Genomic DNA, 24,148 nt, shown 5'->3' on the forward strand with positions numbered 1-24,148 from the left:
AACCTGGCTACGTCGCGCGGGGTCCGACTGGGGGGCATCGGACCAGACAGAGATAGGCGCCGCTTTCAGGATTTTAAGTCCCCCTTGGCGACTTTCTGTCGGGCTGACGACTCGGACTTTTCCGACTTGAACGCCTTATCGCCCGAGCCCTGCGGATCTCCGTCCTCCGACAGCAGAATGGCGATCCAGCGCGTGCCATCGAACTGGGCCAGGATAACCATGAAGGCCACCGTCAGGGGCGTCGACAGGAACATGCCCGGCACGCCCCACAAGGCGCCCCAGACCGCCAGGGAGAGCAGCACCACGGTCGGATCCATGTTCAGGCTGTCGCCCTGCATGCGCGGCAGGACGATGTTGCCGACGATGAAATAGATCGCCTGCAAAGCCGCAAAGAGGATGATCGCCGGCAGGAAGCTGTCGGGGAACTGCACGATGGCGAACAGCGGGGGCAGGAAGCAGCCAATAGCTCCGCCGATGATCGGGATGTAGCTGGCGAGGAAAATCAGGAAAGCCCAGAAGAACGCGTTGTCGAGCCCCAGCAGGGCCATGACCAGCCAGGCGCCGACCGCGATGATCAGGCCGGTGACCGTCTGGATCCACAGGTACTGCTCGACGCCGTCCCGGATGCGATGAAACAGCACCATCGCTTTGTCCCGCTCGGCAGACTGCGGAAACATCGAGACGATCTTGCGGCTGAAGCCGCGCCTCGAAGCGATGATGAAGCCCAGATAGATCAGCACCAGCACGGCGCTGGCGGCGAAGTTCTGCAAGCTCTGGGCGGCGGCGCCGATATAGCGCTGCGGATTGAGCTGGGTGATCAGGTCCCCGACCGTCGGCGCCACCCGAATGCCCACCGCGTGGGCCAGCTTGGCGATCACGTCATTGAGTCTGGGCGCGTAGGCCTTGAGCTGATCGACGAAACTGGCGCTGTTTTCAGCCACGACCCAGACCGACAGGCCAAACAGCGTGATCGACAGAACGATGGCGGTCGGTAGAGCCAGGCGCTTGGGAAAATGAGCCTTGGCGGTCAGTACGCGGGCGAAGCTGTCGATCATGACGGCCAGGAACACGGCCAGAGCCAGCGGCGTGAGGATGTCGCGCATCCACAGCAGCGCCGCGCCGCCCGCTATGACCGCCAGGAACACCACGGCGTTACGAGTGGCGGCGGACGACGAAACAGTCATTCAAGAGCTCCTGGAGATCGCAACACTTTGCCTACCGCGATTGGCGTGGCGCAAGGGCGCGGTTAGGGTCGGTGCTTCAGTTCGAGGGATGTTGCACATGACGCTGACAATTGGTGAAGGCGAGATCCTGATCGGACTTGGCGAAGGTCCCGTGACCCAAAGGCTGGATCGCTCCAACCGACATGGCGTCGTCGCCGGCGCGACCGGCACCGGCAAAACCGTCACCTTGCAGATCATGGCCCAGGCGTTTTCCGACGCTGGCGTGCCCGTGTTCGCCGCCGACGTGAAGGGCGATCTTTCCGGCATCGCCATCGCCGGGACGCCCAACGAGAAGATGCTGGCCCGCGCCGCCTCGATGGACCTGCCCCTGACGCCTGCAGCGCCGCCGACGGTGTTCTGGGATCTGTTTGGCCAGAAGGGCCATCCGATCCGCACGACCATCTCGGAGATGGGCCCTTTGCTGCTGGCGCGACTTCTTGACCTCAACGATGTGCAGGAAGGCGTGCTGACCATCGTCTTCCACGTCGCCGACAAGGACGGCCTGCTGCTCCTGGACCTCAGGGACCTGCAGGCCTGCCTGAAATATGTCGCAGACCACGCTTCCGAGATCGGCACGCTGTACGGCAATGTCTCGCCCGCCACCGTTGGCTCGATCCAGCGCAAGTTGCTGACCCTGCAGAGCCAGGGCGCCGACAACTTCTTCGGCGAGCCGGCCCTGAAGCTGGCCGACATCATGCGCACCGACGTCGCCGGCCGCGGCTATGTGAACCTGCTGGCAGCCGACAAGCTGATCCAGTCGCCCAAGCTCTATTCGACCTTCCTGCTGTGGCTTCTGGCGGAGCTGTTCGAGGAACTGCCCGAGGTGGGCGATCCGGAAAAGCCGCGCCTGGTGTTCTTCTTCGATGAAGCCCACCTGCTGTTCAATGACGCGCCGAAGGCCTTGCTGGAGAAGATCGAGCAGGTCGTTCGCCTGATCCGGTCCAAGGGCGTGGGGATCTATTTCGTCACCCAGAACCCGGCCGACATTCCAGACGCCGTGCTGGGCCAGCTGGGCGCCCGCATCCAGCACGCCTTGCGCGCTTACACCCCCGCCGATCAGAAAGGCCTGAGGGCCGCCGCCCAGTCGTTCCGGGTCAATCCGTCGTTCGATACGGCTGAGACCATCCAGGGCCTGGGCGTCGGCGAGGCCCTGGTCTCGACCCTGGACGCCAAGGGCGCGCCCTGTGTCGTGCAGAAGACCCTGATCCGGCCGCCGGCCTCGCGCCTCGGCCCGTTGACGCCGGAGGAGCGCACGGCCCTGATCGCCAAAAGCCCCGTGGCTGGCCTCTACGACACGGCCCAGGATCGCGCCTCGGCCTATGAGGTCCTTCAAGGCCGGGCCCAGGAAGCCCTGCGGGAAACCGAAGCCGCGCAGGATGCGGTGGAAGCCGAGAAGGTCCGCGCCGCCGAGGAAAAGGTTCGTGTTCGGGAAGACGCCCGGGAGACCCGCGCCGCGCCGCGCCCCCGCGCATCGAGCCGTCAGGGCATGGCCGAAACCTTCGCCAAGTCGCTGTTGCGCACGGTAGCCAGTCAGGCCGGACGCGAGATTATGCGCGGCCTGTTCGGGGGCCTGAAGCGCGGTCGCTAGGCTCGTCAGGCGGCCGAGCGCTTGATCCGCTTGACGGGTGGCGCATCCGCCGGAGCCGCTGGAGCTGCCGGCGTCGGCGCGGCCATGGTCCAGGCGTCTAGGGTGTCGAGCGGACCTGGCCGACCGATGGCGTAGCCCTGCAGTTCGGCGCAGTCCTCGCCCCGCAGGAAGTTGATCTGTTCCTGGGTCTCGACGCCTTCGGCGACAACCGGAATCTCCAGGCTGCGGCCCAGGCCCAGCACCGCGCGCACGATCACCGTAGCGCGGTCGTGGCGATGGATGTTCTCCACGAAGCTCTTGTCGATCTTGATCTTGTCGAACGGGAAAGACTGCAGGGTGGAGAGCGACGAGAAGCCGGTGCCGAAATCGTCCATGGCGATGCGCACGCCAAGGGCCTTCAGGCGGCGCAGATTGTCGAGCGCGCGCTGATAGTCCTTGAACAGTGCGCTCTCGGTGATCTCCAACTCCAGCCGGTGCGGCGACAGGCCGGTCGAGATCAGGACCTCATGCACCAGGGTCGGCAGGGCCGGGTTGTTGAGCTGCAGCGGCGACAGGTTGACCGCGATGCGCAGCGGCTTTTCCCAAGAGGCGGCGTCGGCGCAGGCGCGGCGCAGGACCCACTCGCCGAGCGGGGCGATCAGGCCGTTCTCTTCGGCTACCGGGATGAAGTCGAGGGGCGGGATCATGCCGCGGGTCGGATGCTGCCAGCGGACCAGGGCCTCGAAGCCGCAGACCTCGCCGTCCGAGGCGCGGGCCAGGGGCTGGTAGTGGACCACCAACTCGCCGTCGGCGATGCCCTGCTTGAGGTCGCGGGCCAGGGCGCGACGTTCGCGGATCGACTCGTCCATCTCGCGCTTGAAGAAGCGATAGATTCCGCGGCCGCCTTCCTTGGCGCGATATAGCGCCATGTCGGCATTGGCCATCAGCGACTCCGCAGTGCGGCCGTCGTCCGGAAACAGGCTGACGCCCAGGCTGGCGCCCATGGCCACGTCCTGGCCTTCGAACATCACCGGAGCCGTCAGCGAGTCAAGCAGGCGGCCCGACAGTTCGGCTGCGGCCGTTGGCTGGTCGCCTGCGCCCACCTGTACGACGATAAACTCGTCGCCGCCGAGGCGCGCGGCGAAGGACGGAGCCAAGACCGAATCCTGCAGACGGCGCGCGGTCTCGACCAGTAGGGCGTCGCCCGCCAGGTGGCCGTGCTGATCGTTGGCTTCCTTGAAGTGGTCCAGGTCGATGCAAATCACCGACAGGGTCTCGCCCGAGGCCTCGACCCGCTCGATGGCGGCGGCCAGGCGGGTCTGCAGCGAGTTGCGATTGGGCAGACCGGTCAGGCCGTCATGCTCGGCCAGATAGCGGATCTTCTCCTCGGCCGAACGCCGCTCGCGAAGGTCGCGAACGGCCAGCACGGTGAGACCCGAGGTCTCGGTGCGGGCGCCATCGTCCATCAGGCGCGAAAACACCTCGACCGGAATTTCACGACCGCCTTCGATGGGCTGCAGAACGCCCTCGCGCCGCACGCCCTCGCGGGAGGCCTCTGCGCTATTGAAGGTGAGGATGGCGCCGAACAGCGGCTTGCCCGTAAGTTCATGGAGCGGCGCGCCGACCAGTTCGCAGAAGGCGGCGTTGGCGTCGTTGATGCGGCCGTCCTGAACGACCACGATGCCTTCATAGGCGGCATTGGCCATGCGGCGGATGCGCTCGAGCGCCGAACGCGTGGTCTGGGACTCGATCGCCACAGCGCCGAGTCCGCCCAGGATCATCAGGCCGGTGATGCAGGTGACAGCCAGAGTCAGGACGCCACCTGAAAGCAGTTGCTCGGGCACCACGATCGAGGCGTCGGGTACGATGGTGATGGCGCCCATGCCGGTGAAGTGCAAGGCGCAGACGCCAACGGTCAGGATGCCGCCCCCGACAAGCTGCTTGTTCAGGCTGCGGGCGCGGCCCGCGAAAATGAGCGCCGCCGTGGAGCCGGCCACGCCGAGCAGCACGGAGGCGCCGACCGTAGCGTGTTCCCAGATCAGCTGGCCTTGGGTCACGAAGGCGGTCATGCCGGTGTAGTGCATGGACGCGACGCCCATCCCAAGGATCAGGCCACCGGCCATGTCATTGGTGCGCGTGCGTTGAGCCGAGGCCACGGCAAAGCCCGAGCCCATGAACAGGACCGCGATCATCAGGGACAGCAGGGTGCCGCTCGGGCTGTAGCCGGTCTTCAGGCCCGGGTCGTAGGCGACCATGGCGATGAAGTGGGTGGCCCAGACGCCCGATCCGCAGACCAGACCAGTGAGCAGCAGCCAGGCCGCTCTCACGAGGCCCTTGGCGCCACGCATCCGCGAGTAGAGCCTGAATGCAGTGAAGCAGGCGGCGAAACAAACCACCGCCGCCACGCCCACCAACCGATAGTCATGCTCGGTCGTCAGACAGGTCAAAACCTTCAACACACGCGGTTCCCCCGGGTCACATCCTTCAAACGATACGGGGGAGTTACAAATAAACCGTTTCAACGCGAGGTCGTGTGACAATCGGCCAAGATCGCCCGGGATCAAGGGTTGGATTATCCTGACAGGTCTTCACCGACCCGCCGCAGCTTGGGTCTGGTGCCAGCGCCAGGCGCTTCCCAGGATGACGTCGAGATCGCGCGACGGGGTCCAGCTTAGCTCGGCGCGGGCCTTGGCATTGTCGCCAACCAGGATCGGAGCGTCGCCCGGGCGGCGCGGCGCCATCTGTAAGGGCAGGGGTTTTCCGGTCGCGCGCTCGACCCCGGCGATCAGTTCCTTGACCGTCGTACCGTGCCCGGTACCGAGATTGTAGCTCGTACTCTGCGCGCCATCGAGCAGCCGGCGCAGCGCCGCGACATGGGCGTCGGCCAGATCCAGCACGTGGACATAGTCGCGCACGGCGGTGCCGTCGCGGGTGTCATAGTCGTCGCCGAAAATCGTGAAGTGCGAGCGCTGGCCCAGGGCCACCTGGATGGCCAGCGGAATGGCGTGGGTCTCGGGTTCGTGCCACTCGCCAATGCGGCCTTCAGGATCGGCGCCGGCGGCGTTGAAGTAACGCAGCACCGTGGAGCGGAATCCGACATAGCGGCCATAGTCGGCCAGGGCCTGCTCGACCATCAGCTTGGTGCGGCCATAGGGGTTGAGCGGGGCCTGCGGATGAGTCTCGTCCATCGGCAGCTTCACCGGATCACCGAACGTGGCGCAGGTCGAGGAAAACACCATGGCCTCGACGCCGGCCCGGCGCGCGGCTTCAATAAGGCTTATGGTTCCGGCCACGTTGTTGTCAAAGAAGGCGCCGGGATCCTTGACCGACTCGCCCACCTCGATGCGGGCCGCGAAATGCAGCACGGCGACCGGCCTGTGGATAGCGAATACCGCATCGAGCCTGGCGGCGTTGCGGATATCGCCCAGCTCCAGTGGGCCCCACTGGACGTGCTCGCGGTGGCCGTTGGAGAGGTCGTCGAACACAACGGGCGTGAAGCCTGCCGCCGCCAGGGCCAGACAGGTGTGAGAGCCTACATAGCCAGCGCCGCCGGCCACCAGAACGGTCCGCATGAAATTCCCTCGCGCTACAACCTCTGGCTACCGGCTTTGCGCCAAGGTTGGAAGACTGGTGTGGTCATCAGCCTTCGTCATGATGATGTCATCGCATTGAGCGCCATTGCCGCGGCTTGCCTCAGCGCCGCGATTGCTGGATTAGGCAGAAGCGTCGCCCGCCGGGTGATGGTCGATCGGATCAGGATGTTTCGATGCGCGTAGCGATGATTGGCACGGGTTATGTGGGCCTGGTGTCTGGGGCGTGTTTCGCCGACTTCGGTCACGTAGTGACGTGCATCGACAAGGATCCGAGCAAGATCGAGCGGCTTGAAAAGGGCGAGATCCCGATCTTCGAGCCCGGTCTGGACGACCTTGTCGCCCGCAACGTCCGCGAGGGCCGGCTGTTCTTCACGCTAGAAGGCGCTGAGGCGATCAAGAACGCCGACGCGGTGTTCATCGCCGTGGGAACGCCCACCCGTCGCGGCGACGGCCATGCGGACCTGTCCTACGTTTACGCCGCCGCCGAAGAGATCGCCGGCCTGATCGACGGCTTCACGGTGATCGTCACCAAGTCGACCGTGCCGGTCGGCACCGGCGACGAAGTCGAGGCAATCATAAAGCGCGTGCGGCCTGACGCCCAGTTCGCGGTGGTCTCCAACCCCGAGTTCCTGCGCGAAGGGGCGGCCATCGAGGACTTCAAGCGTCCCGACCGCGTCGTGGTCGGGACCGAGGACGAGCGCGCCCAGGCGGTGATGCGCGAGCTCTATCGGCCGCTGAGCCTGAACGAGACGCCGATCGTCTTCACCGGCCGTCGCACCAGCGAACTGATCAAGTACGCGGCCAACGCGTTCCTCGCGATGAAGATCACCTTCATCAACGAGATGGCCGACCTCTGCGAAAAAGTCGGGGCCGATGTGCAGCAGGTGGCCAAGGGTATCGGCTTGGACAAACGCATCGGCGGCAAGTTCCTGAACGCCGGACCCGGCTATGGCGGATCGTGCTTCCCGAAAGACACCATCGCCCTTGTCCGCACGGCCCAGCAGTACGGCGCGCCGGTCAAGCTGATCGAGGCCACGGTGGCGGTCAACGACGCCCGCAAGAAGGCCATGGCCACCAAGGTGGCCGACGCCATCGGCTCCACCGATCTGACCGGCAAGACGATCGGCGTGCTGGGCGTGACCTTCAAGCCCAACACCGACGACATGCGCGACGCACCCAGCCTCGACATCCTGCCGGCCCTGCAGGCCATGGGCGCCACGGTTCAGGCCTATGACCCGGAAGGCGCCAAGGAAGCGGCCCACATGCTGCCGGGCGTGGACTTCAAGGCCGGCGCCTATGAAGCCGCTGAAGGTGCCGACGCCCTGGTGATCCTGACCGAGTGGGACCAGTTCAGGGCGCTCGACCTCGATCGCCTAAAGCTCTTGATGGCCGCGCCAGTCGTCGTCGACCTGCGCAATGTATACAAGCCCAGCGAGATGATCCGTCACGGCTTCACCTACGCCTCCATCGGGCGCGGCTGAGCCATGCCGACGCCGATCATCGTCACCGGAGCCGCCGGCTTCATCGGTATGCACGTGGCCGAACGGCTGCTGGATCGCGGCGAGACCGTGATCGGCGTCGATAATTTCAACACCTATTACGACCCTGCGCTGAAGGCGGCCCGGGCCGCGCGGCTGGAAGGCCGTGACGGCTTCACGATGGTCCGCATGGACATCGCCGAGCACGAAGCCTTGCTGGAACTGGTCAAGTCCAGCGGCGCCAAGCGGGTCGTGCATCTGGCCGCCCAGGCCGGCGTTCGCTATTCGATCGACAATCCGTTCGCCTATGAACGCTCCAACCTGGCCGGTCATCTGGCGGTGCTGGAGGCCTGCCGCCACAGCGGCGTCGAGCATCTGGTCTATGCCTCGTCCAGCAGTGTCTATGGCGACAGGCCGCTCAACGGCGAAGGGTTCAAGGAAAGCGATCCCGCCGAGACGCCCGTGTCGCTCTATGCCGCCACCAAGCGGTCCTGCGAACTGATCAGCCAGAGCTACGCCAAACTTTACGGCTTCCCGCTATCGGGTCTGCGGTTCTTCACGGTCTATGGTCCCTGGGGCCGGCCAGACATGGCCTATTACGGCTTCACCCAGAAGATCCTCTCGGGCGAGCCCATCGAGGTTTACGGCGAGGGCAAGATGGCCCGCGACTTCACCTACATCGACGACATCGTCGATGGGATCGTCGGGGTGCTGGACAACCCGCCGGCCCAGGGCGGGCACGAGGTCTATAACATCGGCGACAACGATCCGGTCGGACTGATGGAGATGATCTCCACGCTGGAAGCAGCGCTCGGCGCCCCGGCCATCAAGATCATGCGGCCCATGCAGCCGGGCGACGTCACCGCCACATACGCCAACATCGACAAGCTCCACGCCCTCACCGGCTACAAGCCGCAGGTGAAGCTCGCTGAAGGGCTTCAGCGCTTCGTCGCATGGTGGCGGAGCTATTCCGTCGGTTGAGCCACCGCAGCGGCGCGCTTTGATACTTGGTGCTCGCGCCAAGAGATGAACAGGGTGGAGCCCACCACGATCGCCGCGCCGATCAGGGTCACTGTCTTTGGGACCTCATGGAACAGCAGGAACCCGGCCAGGACCGCGAATACCAGCCGCGTATAGTCGATCGGCGCCATCACCGCCGCTTCGCCCAGTTGCATGCCCTTGATGTAGAAGCCTTGCGTCAAGGTCCCGATCACACCCATGGCGGCCAGCAAGCCAAGGTCTGGCCAGCTGGGCCAGCGCCAGACGAACAGGGCCGGTGGGATCGAGAACACCAGGCCCAGCACCGCCGCATAGACCAGCAGGGTGAAGGGCGAGTGGTCGCGGGTCATCACCTTCATGCCGGTGATGGTCAGGGCGAACAGCAGGGCCGCGGCCAGCGCCGCCGCCTGTGGCCAGCCCAGCCAACCGCCGGAGCCATCAGCGGCTGGCTGTAACATGACCAACACGCCGATGAAGCCGACCACCGCCGCCCCGATCCGCAAAGGTCCGATGGGTTCGCGCAGAACCAAGCCGGCAAACGGCACCAGCCACAGGGTCCGCGTGAAGGAAAGGGCGTTGGCGTCGGCCAGCGGCAGTTCTTGATAGGCGTAGAAGCTGAGGATCAGAGCCAGCACGCCGGCGCTGGATCGAAAGATCAATATGCCTGGCCGAGTGGTGCGAAACGTTCCGCGCCAGTCCCGCGCCATGAACGGCAGCAAGATCAGCACGCCCGCCAGCTGTCGGTAAAAGGTCTGAAGGGCGGCCGGATAGCCAGGGCCGAGATATTTGATCAGCGTCGTCATCGCCGTGAAGCCGACTGCCGAGGCCAGCATCCACAGCGCGCCGCGCAGGTTGGGGGTCAGGGTGATGGCGTTCACCCCGCTCCACTACCAGAGGCCATGGCCGCGCGCATTTGCTCGGCCTGCTCGGGCGTGATGCCCATGGCCGACAGGATCGGCGAGCCGACCGTCTGGTCCCACGCATGGCGGCCGCCGATGGTGATGCCGCCATCGACGACGATATGCGTTCCGGTGACGAACACGGAATCATCGCTGGCCAGGTAAAGAGCGGCGCGGGCGATGTCGTCAGGCAGGCCGGCCTTGGGAATGGGTTGGATCTTCGGGCCGACCTCGGCGACCCGAGCCGCCATCTGGTCGGCGACCTCGCGCGGCAGGCCTATCGAGGCCCCGAAGATCGACGTGGCGATCAGGCCCGGACAGATGGCGTTGACGCGGATTCTCTGCGGTGACAGCTCGGCGGCCGCGCAGCGGCCCATGTGGATCACGGCGGACTTGGCGGTCGAATAGGCCAGGGGTCCAAAGCCCGCCTGCAGTCCGGCGATGGAGGCGGTATTGATGATGGAGCCGCCGCCGCGCTCAAGCATCAGCGGAACGGCATATTTCATGCCCAGGGCCGGGCCGCGCACCAGCAGGGCGAAGGTCCAGTCCCAGCCCCCGGCGTCCATGTCGGCGACGCCGAGCGGCGTGCCGCCGTGGCCGGCGTTGTTGAACAGGATGTCGAGCCCGCCAAAGGCGTCCTTGGCCATGTTCACGGCTTTGGCGATGTCGGCCTCGACGGTGACGTCGCAGCGGGCGAAGCGGACCTTGTCGGGGAAGCGCTTTTCCAGCATCGCGCCCTTGTCTTCCTGCAGGTCGGCCGCGATGACGCTGGCCCCCTCGGCGACGAACAGTTCGACCGCGCCCAGGCCGATGCCCGAACAAGCTCCGGTGATCACGGCGACCTTGCCGTCCAGACGTCCAGCCATGCTCAATCCTCCCTGCGCCGCCCCGATCTCTGCGGGATCGGTGATCAGCGATCATATTCGCGGAGGACGGAAGCCTTGGCTAGCCTGGAATGGCAGTCGCGCCATCGATGGCGCCTGCCGGCCTGGTCAGGAAGGCCTGGCGCAGATCGCTCATCGCAGGGCCGACCAGGAACCACGGCTCGACGCAGTAGCGCGAGAACAGCCGGCGCGGATCGGCCAGCAGCCGAAACAGCCACTCGACGCCCATCTGGCCCATCCAGCGCGGGGCCGCCTTCTGGACGCCAGCCTCATAGTCGAAGGCGCCGCCGACCGTGAAATGGGCGCAAGGCGCGGTAATCGCCTCGTGGTTCTCCAGGACCCAGATCTCTTGTCGCGGCATGCCCATGCCGACCAGCAGGATGTGCGGCTTGAAGGCGTTGATCTTTTCGACCACCGCCGCATTTTCCGCCGAGCCGGGACTGGCGTCGAAAAAGCCGTGATGGATGGCCAGCTCGACGCCGGGCCAGTCGGCCAAAATCTTCTCGCGAGCCGTCGCGGCCACGCCGGGGGCTCCACCGACGAAAAAGACGCGCCAGTTCTCCTGCTTGGCTTTGGCCCAGAAGAAGTCTCGCCAGTCCAGATAGGTGCAGCGATGGAACTGCCGGCTGGAGCGGCCGATCACCCTGGCCCAGGCCAGTAGCGGGGTCGAATCCACTTCGACCAGGTCGGCAGCCGAGAAGAAGCCCCGAACCTTGGCGTTCTTGCGAGCCAGGTACACGCTGTGAAGATTGTGATTGGCGACGATGGAGGACACGCCGTGTTTCAGCCGTGCGCCGACGAAATGGAAGACCTCTTCGTGGCGCACCAGATCCATGGCTTCACCCAGCAGCCTGACCCGCTCGTTGGCTCGTCGGGTAAGGCGGAATGGTCGTGCGCCCCCCTGCGGGGACCAAACGGTTGGAGCGGCTTCTGACATTGGCGGCTTTCTTGAGAACCGCTCCCAGTCTTACGAAGAACCCGTAAGCATCCTGATAAATTTCGTCCTTAGCAGGGGTTAACCCTGACAGCGGATCGCGGCGCCGTCAGGGATGGAAAGGCCTCAGTCGTTGGTCACGACGACCTTGCCCATGGCCTTGCGGCTGGCCAAGTGAGCGATGGCGTCGCCGGCCTTGGCCAAGGGAAAGCGCTCGGAGACGTGCGGCTTGATCTTGCCCTCGGCATAGAGCGCCATCAGCTCCTTGACGTTCTGGGCGTGGCCCTCGGGATCGCGCGCCACCGACGCGCCCCAGAACACCCCGACGATGTCGCAGGACTTCAGCAGGGTCAGGTTTAGCGGGATCTTGGGAATGCCCGAAGGGAAGCCGATCACCAGGAAGCGGCCGTTCCAGCCCGCGGCGCGGATGGTAGCTTCTGAATAGTCACCGCCCACTGCGTCATAGGCCACGTCCCAGCCTCCGGCGCCGCAGGCCTCCTTGATCAGGTTGGCCAGCGCCTTCTGGCCGTCCTTGTCGAACGGGCCGCGCGGATAGACCACCCCGCTGTCGGCGCCATGAGCGATGGCCAGATCGACCTTCTCCTGGCTGGAGGCCGCCGCGATGACGCGCGCGCCCGCCGCCTTGCCCAGCTCGACGGCCGCCAGGCCGACGCCCCCGGCTGCGCCGAGCACCAGCAGGGTCTCGCCAGCCTTCAGCGCGCCGCGATCCTTGAGGGCGTAGTAGGAGGTGCCATAGGTGAGGATGAAGGCCGCCGCCTCGTCGAAGGGCATGTCGTCGGGGATCGCCGTGCAGCGCCCCTCTTCCAGGGCCAGCTTTTCGGCCATGCCGCCCCAGCCGGTCGAGGCCAGCACGCGGTCGCCGACCTTGAACTTTGTCACGCCCTCGCCGACGGCGGCGATCAGGCCGGAGACCTCGCCGCCGGGGGCGAAGGGGCGGGTCGGTTTGAACTGGTACTTGTCTTCGATGATCAGTACGTCGGGATAGTTGACGCCGCAGGCCTTGATATCGATCAGCACCTGGCCGGGACCGGCCACGGGATCGGGCAGTTCCGACAATTCCAGGGTTTCGGGGCCGCCGACCACCGTGCTGAGAACCGCCTTCATCTGTCTTCTCCCGTCTTTATTCGTTAAGAGGCCGGACGCTAACGCAGGGCGCGCGACCAAGGAAGCGGAATGTCAAACAAACGTTTTAGTCTCGCCCTGCACGGCGGCGCGGGCTCGGCCCCGGGCCATGACTACAGCCAGGAGATCGTCCACATGCGCGGTTTGGTCGAGGCGGCGCGCGACCGGCTGGCCGCCGGCGCCGCCGCGCTCGACGTCGCCGTCGAAACCGTTGTCGCCCTGGAAGCCAGCGGCCTCTACATCGCCGGGAAGGGCGCCTCGCCCAATGCGGCCGGGGCCTATGAACTGGACGCCTGTCTGATGGACGGTGCGAACGGCCGGGCCGGCTCCATCGCCACCCTGCAAGGCTTCGAGAGCCCGATCCTGGCGGCGCGCGCGGTGATGGAAAAGACGCCACACGTGATGTTGGCCGGCGAGGGGGCCATGGCTTTCGCTCGTTCGCAGGGACTGAAAGAGATCGCCGATCCGGAGAGCTGGTTCACCCATGCCGGGGCTTTCGAGAGCAATCACCCGCCCTCTCTTCCCAAGAGTGTCCATCCTACCGGCACGGTTGGCTGCGTGGTCCGCGACGCCGAGGGACGCCTCGCGGCGGCCACCTCGACGGCCGGGGTGTTCGGAAAGATGCCCGGACGCATCGGCGACAGCCCGCTGATCGGGGCTGGCGCCTGGGCCGACGACAATGTCGCTGTGTCCTGCACGGGTCAGGGCGAGTTTTTCATCCGCACGGCCGTGGCGGTGCAGGTCGCCCACCGCATGCGCTTTGGCGGTGAGAGCCTGGAAGCCGCGGCGGCCGCCGCCATCGCCGGGGTCGCGGCCCTGGGCGGCGACGGCGGACTGATCGCCATCGACAGAGACGGCAATGTCGCCATGCCGTTCGCGTCCGATGGCGTGAAGCGAGCGACCCTGATGCCCGATGGAACGATCTTCAGCGCCGCGTTCTGAAGCCTCTGGCGGGCGCCCTCGCTCAAATTGAACAACAAGACTTCGACCGATAGGGTCCCTCCCATGCATGCACGCGCTGGCCAGCTGGCCCGACCCGAAGACCTGATCGATCTGGCCGCCCTGACCGGCGCCTATTTCGATCTGAAGCCCGATCTCTCCAACCCCGCCCAGCGGGTGGCGTTCGGCACGTCCGGACATCGGGGCTCCAGCCTCGACGGCGCCTTCAACGAGGCCCACATCTTGGCCATCACCCAGGCCATCGTGGAGTACCGCGCCGCCCAGGGGGTCACAGGTCCGATCTTCGTTGGTCGCGACACCCATGGCCTGTCCGAACCTGCCTGGCGCACGGTGATCGAGGTGCTGGTCGCCAACGGCGTCGAAACGCTGATCGACGACCGCGACGGCTTCACCCCGACGCCGGCGGTATCGCACGCCATCCTGCAATTCAACCGGGGCAAGACCACGGGGCTGGCCGACGGCATACTGATCACCCCGTCTCACAACCCGCCCCGCGACGGCGGCATCAAATATAATCCGCCCTCGGGCGGACCGGCCGACGGCTCGGCCACCTCGGCCATCGCCAATCGGGCCAACCAGCTGATTGAGGGCGGCCTCGCCGAGGTGCGCCGCACGCCTTTCGAGCAAGCGATCACGGAGGCAGGGCGCTTCGACTTCCTGGGCCGCTATGTCGACGACCTGCCAAGCGCGCTGGATCTCGACGTCATCCGCTCGGCCGGCGTGAAGATCGGCGCCGATCCGCTGGGCGGGGCCAGCGTTGGCTATTGGGGCGAGATCGCCGACCGGCACCGGCTGAACCTGACCGTCGTCAACCCCGCCATCGATCCGCGCTGGGCCTTCATGCCGCTGGATACTGACGGCAAGATCCGCATGGACTGCTCGTCGCCCTCCGCCATGGCCAATCTGATCCAGGCGATGGCCAAAAAGGAGGGGGCCGGCGGAGCGGGCTATGACGTGGCCACCGGCAACGACGCCGACGCTGACCGCCATGGCATCGTCACGCCCGACGGCGGGCTGATGAACCCCAACCACTTCCTGGCCGCCTCGATCTCCTATCTGTTCAGCCACCGCGAGGGCTGGAGTCCCAAGGTGGCCGTGGGCAAGACCCTGGTCTCGTCCTCGATGATCGACCGCGTCGTGGCCGGCCTTGGCCGAACGCTGCTGGAGGTGCCTGTCGGCTTCAAGCACTTCGTGCCGGGCCTGCTGGATGGCAGCATCGGGTTCGGCGGCGAGGAATCGGCCGGGGCCTCGTTCCTGCGCCGCGACGGGACCGTCTGGACCACCGACAAGGACGGCCTGCTGCTGGCCCTGCTGGCCGCCGAGATCCAGGGCCGCACGGGGCGCAGCGCCAGCCAGCTCTATGACGATCTGGCGCAGACATACGGTCGCCCGTCCTATGCCCGCATCGACGCGCCGGCCAACCGGGCCGAGAAGGCGCGATTGGGGGCGCTGAGCCCGTCCGACGTCAGCGCCACCACCCTCGCCGGCGAAGAGATCACCGCCACCCTGACCAGGGCCCCCGGCAATGGCGAGGCGATCGGCGGGCTGAAGGTGGTCACGCAGAACGCCTGGTTCGCCGCGCGGCCGTCGGGGACCGAGGACGTCTACAAGATCTATGCGGAGTCATTCCTGGGTGATGAGCATCTCAGGCAGGTGCAGGACGAGGCTCGCGAAGTTGTGGCGGGCGTGTTGAAGGGCTGATCGACCACCGATCCTCCCCCTGACGGGGGAGGTGGCGCGAAGCGCCGGAGGGGGAAGTCTCTTCTGTTCATGGCAGCCCCTCTCCGTCGGCGGAGTTTATCCTTGGACCGGCCAGTGGCCGGATCCGGGGGCCGACACCTCTCCCACGGGGAGAGGATCTTTGGCGGACACGGCTTTTCGGCCTCGCGCCGAACTGGCTGCAAGTGGGTGGGGAGGCGCGAAGCGGCCGGGACGAACCCGGATGACCGTGATGTGTGTTGTGCGTTTCGGTTCGACCTGTCCGCTTCGCCAAGCTGTTCTTGACCGTGAGGATCGGGGCACACGAGCGTGAGTTTCAGCTCTGATTCCCAATTAACCCCCGGACGGGCGCGCATCTCGTCGATCGGCTATCCGTCTCGACGCCGACGATGTGCGATAGGCGGCTTCTGATCCCCGCCCTCTTCAACCCGCGCTCGCTCGGCCGACAAGCCACTCAGCATCCGGTCCGTCCTTCTGAGACAGCCCGCACACCTCGACCCGCCTTCCAGGGCGTCGCGGCCCCGCTCAGCTTCATCACCCGTCGCCGCATCAGGCCGGTACCAAGCGCCCTCCCCCTGCGACGGGGACAAGGAGAAGTATCCACCAGGTTTCGGAGCGGGGGATACAGAAGGGCGAGAAATCTTCAAGACATTGATTTTACTGACTTCGATTCGTTATCCGCCGAGGATGGAGCGCGAAGATCCTCCCCCTGAAGGGGGAGGCGGCCGTCAGGCCGGTGGGGGAAGACCGCAATGACCAAGCAGCGCTTCCCCCTCCGTCGCCTGCGGCGACACCTCCCCCGCTAGGGGGAGGATCTACGTAAGCCCCAGCCGCCCAGGCCTCGCCTTAAATCCTTGGAGGCGAGCTTGCTCTGAGGTCAGGCCGTGTCAATGACCGGCCGGAGGCCGGCCGCGCGCGGCGGCGCGGCGCGCCGTCATTGACACGGCCTGACCTCAGAGCTCCAATTCCACCAAGGGTTTCAGGGCGCGCCAGCATCCGCTGCGGCGGATGGGAGATTTCACACATGCAGGTGCGATTGAACTTGGCAGCTAGGGTTCTACTGAGCTGGGCGACCCCAATCGCGTTCTTGCTATTGTTTGGCGCCGGAGGAGCGTGGTTCGCTCATATTCTGGTTATCGCGTCAGCGCCCCTGGTCGGCATCGCGCTTCTGGCATGCCTCGTCTTCCCTCAATTCGTTATTGATCACCCTCGCCTCTCAGGATCAGTCGCAACAGCGCTAGCCTTGATAGCGGGTGTCGCATTCGCAGGGCGAGCTGGCGCTCTGCTCGGCGGACTAGTAGCGCTTCCGGCACTAGCGATATTCCTGATCCTTATGAAGGAGCGGCCGCTGAAAGTGGTATCGGGCCCCGCTCCCTCACCCAAAACCTAGCCTCCGCCCCCACTTCCCCCTATACCGCCCGCATGTTTGAAGGCCTCTCCCCCCTCGCCCGCGACGCTCGCGCCTGGCCGTTCGAGCAGGCTCGCGCCCTGCTGGCCCGCACGCTGCGTCTGCGCCTGTCCGACGCCGAGCGCGATCTCGCCTCGACCCTGATCCACGCCGGCAAGACCGACGAAGCGGTCGCCACGTTGGAGGCCTTAAGCAAACCGGTGGTGCTGGAGACCGGCTATGGCCCGTCGGGCCTGCCGCACATGGGCACCTTCGGCGAAGTGGCGCGCACGACCATGGTCCGCGCGGCGTTCCGCGCCCTGACCGACGACAAGATTCCGACGCGCCTGATCTCGTTCAGCGACGACATGGACGGCCTGCGCAAGATCCCGCCGAACGTGCCGGGTGGCGAGGTCATGATCCCCGATCTCGACAAGCCGCTGACCGTGGTCCGCGACCCTTACGGCGAATATGAGAGCTTCGGCCATCACAACAACGCCCGCCTGCGCGCCTTCCTGGACGGTTTCGGCTTCGACTATGAGTTCGTGTCGTCGACCGACTGCTATCGCGGCGGCCGCTTTGACGAGACCCTGCTGATCGCCCTGGAGCGTTTCGACGCCATCCAGAAGATCATGCTGCCTTCGCTGGGCGAGGAACGCCGGGCGACCTATTCGCCGTTCCTCCCCATCAGCCCCAAGACCGGCAAGGTGCTGCAGGTCCCGACCCTGGAGCGCAATGTCGCCAAGGGCACGATCGTGTTCCGCGACGAGGACGGCGAGCTGACCGAGGTTCCGGTGACCGGCGGCGGCGTCAAGATGCAGTGGCGTCCCGACTGGGCCATGCGCTGGACCGCCCTGGGCGTCGACTACGAGATGAGCGGCAAGGACCTGATCGACAGCGTTCGCCTGTCCAACCAGGTCTGCAAGGTGCTGGGCGGCGTAGCCCCGGAAGGGTTCCACTACGAGCTCTTCATGGACGAGAACAACCTGAAGATCTCCAAGACCAAGGGCAACGGCCTGACCATGGACGAGTGGCTGCGCTATGGCGCGCCCGAGAGCCTGGCCTACTACATGTTCCAGTCGCCGAAGTCGGCCAAGAAGCTCTATTTCGACGTCATCCCCAAGGCGACCGACGAATATCTCCAGCAGTTGGACGCCTATGCCAAGCAGGAGCCGAACAAGCAGGTCGACAACCCGGCCTGGCATGTTCACTCAGGCACGCCGCCGCAGCAGGGCTCGCCGGTGTCGTTCAGCCTGATGCTGAATCTGGTTTCGGCCGCCGACGCCTCGACCAAGGACATCCTGTGGGGCTTCCTGGGCCGTTATGTGGGCGGCGCGACGCCGCAGACCCAGCCGTTGCTGGACCGTCTGGCCGGCTACGCGATCAATTACTACGAGGACTTCGTGAAGCCCTCGAAGACCTTCCGCGCGCCGGACGACAAGGAGCGCGCGGCGATCGTTGATCTTCGCGCTCGTCTGGCTGCTCTGCCAGCCGGTTGCCAAGACGCCGAGCTGATCCAGAACGAGGTGTTCGCGGTCGGCAAGGACCACGACTTCGAGCCGCTGCGCGCCTGGTTCCAGGCCCTGTACGAAGTACTGCTGGGTCAGAGCCAGGGTCCGCGCTTCGGCTCGTTCGCGGCGATCTTCGGGCTTGATCGGACGATTGCCCTGATCGACGAGAAGCTGGGGTAGAAGCCCCTTTATTATCCCGCTCTCCCCGGCGAAAGCCGGGGCCCAGATACAGCCCAGGGAGCATGCGGGGAGAGCGGGGGGTTTGAGACTCAAAGCCCTCACCACGCGCATCTAAAGCCCAGCTTACCCGCGCTGGGTGAGTCCTCGCGACTGCGACACCATGTCCGGTAAGATGAACAAAGGCTGAATTGCTGGTTAAGGGAATGTCCGCAATTGCGGGCGTAAGGTTCCGGGATCAGAACCCCAAGGTTAGTCCAATGGCTTCGTTCACCCTTCGCCCGTCAGACCGTTCGGAATTCGATTCTCTGCTCGGAGATCTGACCAGCAAATTCCCGGCCGCCCACGTGGAAGCCGCGCACAACGACACCTGGAACTCCTACCGGGTCGACGTGTCCTGCGACGCCCCCTGGGAAGGCGACCTGCTGGCCTATATTGCCGGCCAGCACGGCAGCTGCCCGCGCACCTGACGGCGTCTGGCTTCTGGCTGGCCCCCGATTACTGGCTGGCCCAGAGGATGCGGGCGATCCAGGCGACGTCGCCGCGCTCCAGCACGCGGTCGCCATAGTCCCGGTTCAGTGACGTCAGCTCGATCGTCCGGGCGGTGACCCGCGCCAGTTCCTTGGCCATCACTTCCCCCGCATTGGTCTTGACCACCACCCGGTCGCCCCGGCGCGGCTCGATGGACGGCGAGACCAGAATGCGGTCGCCGTCGCGAAACACCGGGACCATCGAGTCGCCGGCGATCTCCAGCGCATAGACGCCGTCTTCCTGCAGGCCGGGAAAGGCGATCTCGTCCCAGCCCTCGCCGGCGGGAAAGCCCGCATCGTCGAAAAAGCCGTCCGACCCCGCCTGGGCGAAGCCCAGCAGCGGCACGCCGCGGGCCGGCGGGCGCTTGGTCGCCTCGGTCAGGGCGGCGAATTCAGAGAAACCCACGCCGGTGGCCTCCAGCACCTTGGCCAGGCTCTCGGTCGAGGGCCAGCGGGGGCGGGCGTCGGCGTCGGCCGACATGCGCTTGGAGCGGTTGAAACTGGTGGGGTCCAGCCCCGCCATCTTGGCCATGGCCGAGGGGCTCATGTCGAAACGCTTTGCGAGCGCATCGATGGCGGTCCAGATTTCGGTATGCGAAAGGGCCGTCATGGCGTGAGGTCCGGCGGTTCCAGGCAACAGGAAAATAAACCTTGAGCTTAGGAAAGTAAACCTATCCCGACGCCCTCGAGTTGACGTTTACGTAAACGTTGACGTCTGCGGAAACCGGGCATAAGGTAATCAACGATAACAAAGCGGCCTCGCCGTGTAGCGGGGCCTTTCCTCTTGGGAGGTTTCTATGTTGGCTGACCTTCGTCGCCCCGAGCGCACCTTCACGATCCGCAATCTTTGCAACGAATTCAAAGCCACGCCCCGGGCGCTGCGCTTCTATGAGGACAAGGGCCTGCTGTCGCCGGCTCGCGAAGGCCTCAATCGCGTCTATTCCCACAAAGACCGCGTCCGCCTGCAGCTAATCCTGCGCGGCAAGCGCGTGGGCCTGTCGCTGTCGGAAATCCGCGAACTACTGGACCTCTATGACGAGAACGACGAGGGCGCGGCCCAGATGGCCCGGTCGCTGAAGAAGTTCCGCGAGCGCGCCACGGCGCTGGAGCAACAGCGCGAGGACATCGACGGCGCCCTGATCGAGCTGCATCAGGCCTGCGCCCGCCTCGAACAGCGCCTGACCGAGATCCGCCCGGACCTGCTGCCCCGCGCCGCCGACTACGACCAGGTGCTGCGCGCCCGGCTGGATGGTCACGCGGACGCCGTGCTCGGCAAGTAAGTTTCCCCTCTCTCTTTCTGCCCTCTCTCTTCCAGGACCTTCCATGACCTACCAGGCGCCCGTTCGCGACCACGTCTTCATCCTGCGCGACATGCTGAACATCGATCAGCACGGCCAGCTGCCGGCCTTCGCCGACGCCTCGTTCGACACGGTCGAGCAGATCCTGGAAGCCGCCGCCCAGTTCACCGGCGAGGTCCTGGCCCCGCTGAACACCGTCGGCGATAAGGTCGGCTGCGTGCTGGACCCGGCGACCAACGAGGTCACGACGCCGCCGGGCTTCAAGGAAGCCTACAAGCAGCTGTGCGAAGGCGGCTGGACCGGCCTGGGCTCCGACCCGGCCTATGGCGGCCAGGGCCTGCCGCACGTCGTGAACCTGGCGTTCAGCGAGATGTCGAGTTCGGCCAACATGGCGTTCTCGATGTATCCGGGCCTGGCCCACGGCGCCTATTCGGCCATCCACACGGGCGGCACGGACGCGCAGAAGGAACTCTATCTGCCCAAGATGGTGACCGGCGAATGGACCGGCACCATGAACCTGACCGAGCCGCACTGCGGCACCGATCTTGGCCTGCTGCGCACCAAGGCGGTTCCGGAGGCTGACGGCAGCTATCGCATCACCGGCCAGAAAATCTGGATCTCGGCCGGCGAGCACGACATGGCCGACAACATCGTCCACCTCGTCCTGGCCCGCATCGAAGGCGCCCCGGCCGGCGTGAAGGGCATCAGCCTGTTCATCGTGCCCAAGTTCCTGCCCAAGGAAGACGGCTCGGTGGGCGAGCGCAATGTCGGCGCCAAGTGCGTCGGCCTTGAAGAGAAGATGGGCATTCACGGCAACGCCACCTGCGTCATGCAATATGACGACGCCAAGGGCTGGCTGATCGGCGGCGAGAACGCCGGCCTGAAGATCATGTTCGTGATGATGAACGAGGCCCGGCTGGGCGTCGGCATGCAGGGCGTGGCCCAGGGCGAGGCCGCCTATCAGGCCGCCGCCGCCTTCGCCAAGGACCGCCTGCAGGGCCGCTCGCTCACGGGGCCCAAGAACGCCGACGGCCCGGCAGATCCGATCATTGTCCACCCCGACGTGCGTCGCATGCTGCTGGAGAGCCGCGCCCTGATCGAGGGGGGGCGCGCCTTCCTGTTCTGGACCGCCCTGCACGGCGACCTGGCCCACGCCCATCCCGACGAAAAGGTCCGTGAAAAGGCCTCCGACTATATGAGCCTGATGACGCCGGTGCTGAAAGGCTACCTCACCGACAAGGGCTTCAAGGTCTGTTCCGACGCGGTGCAGGTGCATGGCGGCAGCGGCTTTACCGAGCACTTCCCGGTCAGCCAGTTCATGCGCGATTGCCGTATCGCCCTGATCTATGAAGGCACAAATGGCGTGCAGGCCCTGGACCTGGTCGGCCGCAAGCTGGCCTCCAAGGGTGGCCGCGCGGTAATGACTTTCTTCCAGGAAATCGACCAGTTCATCGGCGAAAACGACAGCGACGAAGGCTTGAAACCCTTCATCGTCGCCCTGGCCGAAGTGAAGGCGCAGATGCAGGACGGCACCATGTGGCTGATGCAGAACGGCCTGCAGAATCCTGACAACGCCGGCGCGGCCTCGACCGACTACATGCATCTCTTTGGCCTGACGGGCCTGGCCTATATGTGGGCGCTGCAGGTCAAGGCGGCCCAGGCCAAGATCGCGGCCGGCTCGTCTGACCCGTTCTATTCGACCAAGCTGATCACCGCCCGCTACTTCATCGAGCGCGTCCTGCCCGATGCCGGCGCTCACCTGACCAAGCTGAAGACCGGGTCCGAAACCCTGATGGCCTTGCCTGCGGAGGCTTTCTGATCATGGGTGTGCTCGACGTCGCCAAGCCGGCCTTCATGGCCGAGGAAGACATCGTCATCTTCGAAGATGCGATCGGCAAGTTCTTCGACGAGCACGCCCCCGAGGCCGTGGTCGCGACGTGGCGCAAGAACCACGTCGTCGACCGCGACATGTGGACCAAGTCTGGCGCAGCGGGCCTGCTGGGCCTGTCGATCCCTGAAGAATATGGCGGGGCCGGCGGCGACTATCGCCACGAGGTGGTGCTGATGGAGCAGCTGGGCCTGAAGGGCGTGGATGGCTTCGGCATCAGCCTGCACAACGCCATCGTCATGCCCTACATCCTCGAATACGGCTCCGAGGACCAGAAGCAGCGCTGGCTGCCGCGCATGGCCACCGGCGAATTGGTCGGCGCCATCGCCATGACCGAGCCCGGCGCCGGGTCCGACCTGCAAGGCATCAAGACCACCGCCAAGCTGGTCGGCGACCAGTACGTGATCAATGGGTCCAAGACCTTCATCACCAACGGCCAGACCGCCAATCTGATCATCGTGGTCGTCAAGACCGACGTCACCGCCGGCGCGCGCGGCACCTCGCTGGTGATCGTCGAGACCGACAATTGCGAAGGTTTCGAGCGCGGCCGCAACCTCGACAAGATGGGCCACGAAGCCCAGGACACCTCCGAGCTGTTCTTCAACGACGTCAAGGTGCCGGCCGGGAACCTGCTGGGCGGCGACGAGGGCCGGGGCTTCTTCCAGCTGATGGGCCAGCTGCCCCAGGAGCGGCTGAACATCGCCGTCCAGGGCATGGCCACCATCGAGCGGGCGCTGGAGTTGACCATCGCCTACGTCAAGGACCGCAAGGCGTTCGGCAAGGCGATCATCGACTTCCAGAACACCCAGTTCGTGCTGGCCGAGTGCAAGACAGAGGCGACCGTCGCCCGGGTCTTCACCAACCACTGTATCGAGCAGCATCTGGCCGGCAAGCTGGACGCCTCGACCGCCTCGATGGCCAAGTACTGGGTCAGCGACCTGGAGAACAAGATCGTCGACCGCTGCCTGCAGCTGTTTGGCGGCTACGGCTTCATGAACGAGTATCCGATCGCCCGGATGTACCGCGACAGCCGCGTTCAGCGGATCTATGGCGGCACCAACGAGGTGATGAAGATCCTGATCGCGAGGACGCTATGATCGATATCGTCTTGATGATGGCCCAGGCGGCCGCTCCCGCCGCCAAGCCCGCTCCCGACGCTCGCGCCGCTGTTGTCTGCGTGCGCGCCGAGAAGGGCGGCCGCAGACCCCTGACCTTTTCCGGCAAGCTGGTTGGCAAGCGCCCCCAGCCCGGCGAGTTCAAGCTGCCGCTGACGCCGGGCAGCGACGTCTGCAACAACCTGCTGCGTTCGAAGATCGCGACCTGGAACCTTGAGGTGACCACTTCGGGCTTCACCGCCTGCGCCCTGCCCGCCCCCGAGTTTGGCCAGCGCGTCACCTACAGCGCCAAGGCCGGCGCACGCGGGCTCAAGTGCGCCCAGATCGCCAAGTCGCCCATCGGGACCTGGAAATAATGTCGGTCTACACCGCGACCATCTCTTGGGCTCTAGAGCCGGACGCGGACTTTCCCAAAGGTCGCTACAGCCGCGCCCATACGCTGTCGTTCGATGGCGGCGTAACGACCACGGGCTCGTCCTCGCCGTCGGTTGTGCCGCTGCCGTGGTCGGACCCGGCCGGCGTCGATCCGGAAGAAATGTTCGTCGCGGCCCTGTCGTCCTGCCACATGCTGACCTTTCTGGACCTGGCCCGCCGGGCGAAGTTCGTGATCACCGCCTATGCCGACACGGCCGAAGGCGTGATGGACAAGAACGACCACGGCGCCTACTGGATCAGCACGGTCACCTTGCGACCCGACATCGTCTTCGACGGCGCCGAGCCCGACGCCGCGACCCTGGACGGCCTGCACGAGGCCGCCCACCACGCCTGTTTCATCGCCAATTCGGTTCGCACGGATGTGCGGGTCGAACCGGCGCTTGCCCCACACCCCGTTTAAAAAGATAC

Annotated in this window: 20 protein-coding genes; 12 read left to right on the plus strand and 8 right to left on the minus strand. The window is 65.7% G+C overall.

Translation table 11 applies throughout. The annotated features are described in order from the left end of the window. Positions 1-65 precede the first annotated feature (65 nt). On the minus strand, positions 66-1,184 hold the full coding sequence (locus ACP69S_RS10755) for an AI-2E family transporter (RefSeq protein ID WP_425997042.1): 1,119 nt from the start codon (positions 1,182-1,184) through the stop codon (positions 66-68). A gap of 97 nt (positions 1,185-1,281) precedes the next feature. Between ACP69S_RS10755 and ACP69S_RS10760 the strand changes: the two genes are divergently transcribed. After that, positions 1,282-2,811: a helicase HerA-like C-terminal domain-containing protein gene (locus ACP69S_RS10760; protein ID WP_425997044.1), complete on the plus strand. Its 1,530-nt coding sequence runs from the start codon at positions 1,282-1,284 to the stop codon at positions 2,809-2,811. A 5-nt stretch (positions 2,812-2,816) separates the two neighbouring features. On the opposite strand, the gene ACP69S_RS10765 is transcribed toward ACP69S_RS10760, so the two are convergent. Both ACP69S_RS10765 and galE read right to left on the minus strand, forming a co-directional pair. Beyond that, the gene (locus ACP69S_RS10765) at positions 2,817-5,249 is read right to left on the minus strand and encodes an EAL domain-containing protein (RefSeq protein WP_425997046.1); all 2,433 of its coding nucleotides are present in this window, start codon (positions 5,247-5,249) and stop codon (positions 2,817-2,819) included. Between the two features lie 129 nt (positions 5,250-5,378). Then, complete coding sequence (gene galE / locus ACP69S_RS10770) at positions 5,379-6,362, minus strand: UDP-glucose 4-epimerase GalE (protein ID WP_425997048.1); 984 nt, start codon at positions 6,360-6,362, stop codon at positions 5,379-5,381. Between the two features lie 194 nt (positions 6,363-6,556). Here galE and ACP69S_RS10775 point away from each other — a divergent pair, with 194 nt between their 5' ends. After that, positions 6,557-7,864, plus strand: a complete 1,308-nt coding sequence (locus tag ACP69S_RS10775; RefSeq protein WP_425997050.1) for a UDP-glucose dehydrogenase family protein — start codon at positions 6,557-6,559, stop codon at positions 7,862-7,864. Positions 7,865-7,867: 3 nt separating this feature from the next. Next, positions 7,868-8,842 carry an NAD-dependent epimerase/dehydratase family protein gene (locus ACP69S_RS10780; RefSeq protein ID WP_425997052.1) on the plus strand — a complete coding sequence of 325 codons (975 nt, stop codon included), beginning with the start codon at positions 7,868-7,870 and terminating at the stop codon, positions 8,840-8,842. On the opposite strand, the gene ACP69S_RS10785 is transcribed toward ACP69S_RS10780, so the two are convergent. The 4 genes from ACP69S_RS10785 to ACP69S_RS10800 all read right to left on the minus strand — a co-directional run bounded on the left by ACP69S_RS10785 (position 8,827) and on the right by ACP69S_RS10800 (position 12,702). Beyond that, a complete protein-coding gene (locus ACP69S_RS10785) occupies positions 8,827-9,729 on the minus strand; it encodes a DMT family transporter (RefSeq protein ID WP_425997132.1) in 903 nt (300 codons plus the stop codon). The genes ACP69S_RS10780 and ACP69S_RS10785 overlap by 16 nt on opposite strands. Before the next feature lie 5 nt (positions 9,730-9,734). Continuing rightward, positions 9,735-10,625, minus strand: coding sequence for an SDR family NAD(P)-dependent oxidoreductase (locus ACP69S_RS10790; protein ID WP_425997054.1), 891 nt, complete (start codon positions 10,623-10,625; stop codon positions 9,735-9,737). A 79-nt stretch (positions 10,626-10,704) separates the two neighbouring features. Then, on the minus strand, positions 10,705-11,478 hold the full coding sequence (locus tag ACP69S_RS10795) for a WecB/TagA/CpsF family glycosyltransferase (protein ID WP_425997056.1): 774 nt from the start codon (positions 11,476-11,478) through the stop codon (positions 10,705-10,707). Between the two features lie 225 nt (positions 11,479-11,703). Then, entirely contained in the window at positions 11,704-12,702 is a 999-nt protein-coding gene (locus ACP69S_RS10800) for an NADPH:quinone oxidoreductase family protein (protein ID WP_425997058.1), read from the minus strand. A gap of 69 nt (positions 12,703-12,771) precedes the next feature. Between ACP69S_RS10800 and ACP69S_RS10805 the strand changes: the two genes are divergently transcribed. The 4 genes from ACP69S_RS10805 (at position 12,772) to ACP69S_RS10820 (ending at position 18,944) form a co-directional block, all read left to right on the plus strand. Beyond that, positions 12,772-13,662, plus strand: a complete 891-nt coding sequence (locus ACP69S_RS10805) for an isoaspartyl peptidase/L-asparaginase family protein (protein WP_425997060.1) — start codon at positions 12,772-12,774, stop codon at positions 13,660-13,662. 63 nt (positions 13,663-13,725) lie between these two features. Beyond that, on the plus strand, positions 13,726-15,381 hold the full coding sequence (gene pgm, locus ACP69S_RS10810; protein ID WP_425997062.1) for a phosphoglucomutase (alpha-D-glucose-1,6-bisphosphate-dependent): 1,656 nt from the start codon (positions 13,726-13,728) through the stop codon (positions 15,379-15,381). A gap of 1,440 nt (positions 15,382-16,821) precedes the next feature. After that, complete coding sequence (locus ACP69S_RS10815; protein WP_425997064.1) at positions 16,822-18,477, plus strand: lysine--tRNA ligase; 1,656 nt, start codon at positions 16,822-16,824, stop codon at positions 18,475-18,477. A 257-nt stretch (positions 18,478-18,734) separates the two neighbouring features. Then, positions 18,735-18,944, plus strand: a complete 210-nt coding sequence (locus ACP69S_RS10820; protein ID WP_425997066.1) for a hypothetical protein — start codon at positions 18,735-18,737, stop codon at positions 18,942-18,944. Between the two features lie 28 nt (positions 18,945-18,972). Here ACP69S_RS10820 and ACP69S_RS10825 read toward each other — a convergent pair whose 3' ends face one another. Further along, positions 18,973-19,614, minus strand: a complete 642-nt coding sequence (locus ACP69S_RS10825) for a S24 family peptidase (RefSeq protein WP_425997068.1) — start codon at positions 19,612-19,614, stop codon at positions 18,973-18,975. A 190-nt stretch (positions 19,615-19,804) separates the two neighbouring features. On the opposite strand from ACP69S_RS10825, the gene ACP69S_RS10830 reads away from it, so the two are divergent. Genes ACP69S_RS10830 through ACP69S_RS10850 form a run of 5 tightly spaced genes read left to right on the plus strand, consistent with a single transcriptional unit; the run spans position 19,805 to position 24,140 of the window. Beyond that, complete coding sequence (locus ACP69S_RS10830) at positions 19,805-20,284, plus strand: MerR family transcriptional regulator (protein WP_425997133.1); 480 nt, start codon at positions 19,805-19,807, stop codon at positions 20,282-20,284. Positions 20,285-20,327: 43 nt separating this feature from the next. After that, a complete protein-coding gene (locus tag ACP69S_RS10835) occupies positions 20,328-22,121 on the plus strand; it encodes an acyl-CoA dehydrogenase C-terminal domain-containing protein (RefSeq protein ID WP_425997070.1) in 1,794 nt (597 codons plus the stop codon). Between the two features lie 2 nt (positions 22,122-22,123). Continuing rightward, on the plus strand, positions 22,124-23,287 hold the full coding sequence (locus ACP69S_RS10840; RefSeq protein ID WP_425997072.1) for an acyl-CoA dehydrogenase family protein: 1,164 nt from the start codon (positions 22,124-22,126) through the stop codon (positions 23,285-23,287). Continuing rightward, entirely contained in the window at positions 23,284-23,661 is a 378-nt protein-coding gene (locus ACP69S_RS10845; RefSeq protein ID WP_425997074.1) for a hypothetical protein, read from the plus strand. The genes ACP69S_RS10840 and ACP69S_RS10845 overlap by 4 nt, the downstream gene beginning before the upstream one ends. Then, the gene (locus ACP69S_RS10850; RefSeq protein WP_425997076.1) at positions 23,661-24,140 is read left to right on the plus strand and encodes an OsmC family protein; all 480 of its coding nucleotides are present in this window, start codon (positions 23,661-23,663) and stop codon (positions 24,138-24,140) included. The genes ACP69S_RS10845 and ACP69S_RS10850 overlap by 1 nt, the downstream gene beginning before the upstream one ends. The last annotated feature ends 8 nt before the right edge of the window (positions 24,141-24,148 follow it).

It is taken from the genome of Caulobacter sp. DWR1-3-2b1 (assembly GCF_049895765.1).
Lineage (GTDB): Bacteria > Pseudomonadota > Alphaproteobacteria > Caulobacterales > Caulobacteraceae > Caulobacter.

What these genes read in the sequence shown, in the direction of transcription:
- pgm (WP_425997062.1), top strand. Translation starts at nt 13,726, where the DNA reads ATGCATGCACGCGCTGGCCAGCTGGCCCGACCCGAAGACCTGATCGAT.
- ACP69S_RS10800 (WP_425997058.1), bottom strand. Translation starts at nt 12,702, where the DNA reads ATGAAGGCGGTTCTCAGCACGGTGGTCGGCGGCCCCGAAACCCTGGAA.
- ACP69S_RS10760 (WP_425997044.1), top strand. Translation starts at nt 1,282, where the DNA reads ATGACGCTGACAATTGGTGAAGGCGAGATCCTGATCGGACTTGGCGAA.
- ACP69S_RS10790 (WP_425997054.1), bottom strand. Translation starts at nt 10,625, where the DNA reads ATGGCTGGACGTCTGGACGGCAAGGTCGCCGTGATCACCGGAGCTTGT.
- ACP69S_RS10780 (WP_425997052.1), top strand. Translation starts at nt 7,868, where the DNA reads ATGCCGACGCCGATCATCGTCACCGGAGCCGCCGGCTTCATCGGTATG.
- ACP69S_RS10825 (WP_425997068.1), bottom strand. Translation starts at nt 19,614, where the DNA reads ATGACGGCCCTTTCGCATACCGAAATCTGGACCGCCATCGATGCGCTC.
- ACP69S_RS10835 (WP_425997070.1), top strand. Translation starts at nt 20,328, where the DNA reads ATGACCTACCAGGCGCCCGTTCGCGACCACGTCTTCATCCTGCGCGAC.
- ACP69S_RS10775 (WP_425997050.1), top strand. Translation starts at nt 6,557, where the DNA reads ATGCGCGTAGCGATGATTGGCACGGGTTATGTGGGCCTGGTGTCTGGG.
- ACP69S_RS10820 (WP_425997066.1), top strand. Translation starts at nt 18,735, where the DNA reads ATGGCTTCGTTCACCCTTCGCCCGTCAGACCGTTCGGAATTCGATTCT.
- ACP69S_RS10845 (WP_425997074.1), top strand. Translation starts at nt 23,284, where the DNA reads ATGATCGATATCGTCTTGATGATGGCCCAGGCGGCCGCTCCCGCCGCC.
- ACP69S_RS10840 (WP_425997072.1), top strand. Translation starts at nt 22,124, where the DNA reads ATGGGTGTGCTCGACGTCGCCAAGCCGGCCTTCATGGCCGAGGAAGAC.
- ACP69S_RS10850 (WP_425997076.1), top strand. Translation starts at nt 23,661, where the DNA reads ATGTCGGTCTACACCGCGACCATCTCTTGGGCTCTAGAGCCGGACGCG.
- ACP69S_RS10755 (WP_425997042.1), bottom strand. Translation starts at nt 1,184, where the DNA reads ATGACTGTTTCGTCGTCCGCCGCCACTCGTAACGCCGTGGTGTTCCTG.
- ACP69S_RS10795 (WP_425997056.1), bottom strand. Translation starts at nt 11,478, where the DNA reads ATGGATCTGGTGCGCCACGAAGAGGTCTTCCATTTCGTCGGCGCACGG.
- ACP69S_RS10805 (WP_425997060.1), top strand. Translation starts at nt 12,772, where the DNA reads ATGTCAAACAAACGTTTTAGTCTCGCCCTGCACGGCGGCGCGGGCTCG.
- ACP69S_RS10815 (WP_425997064.1), top strand. Translation starts at nt 16,822, where the DNA reads ATGTTTGAAGGCCTCTCCCCCCTCGCCCGCGACGCTCGCGCCTGGCCG.
- galE (WP_425997048.1), bottom strand. Translation starts at nt 6,362, where the DNA reads ATGCGGACCGTTCTGGTGGCCGGCGGCGCTGGCTATGTAGGCTCTCAC.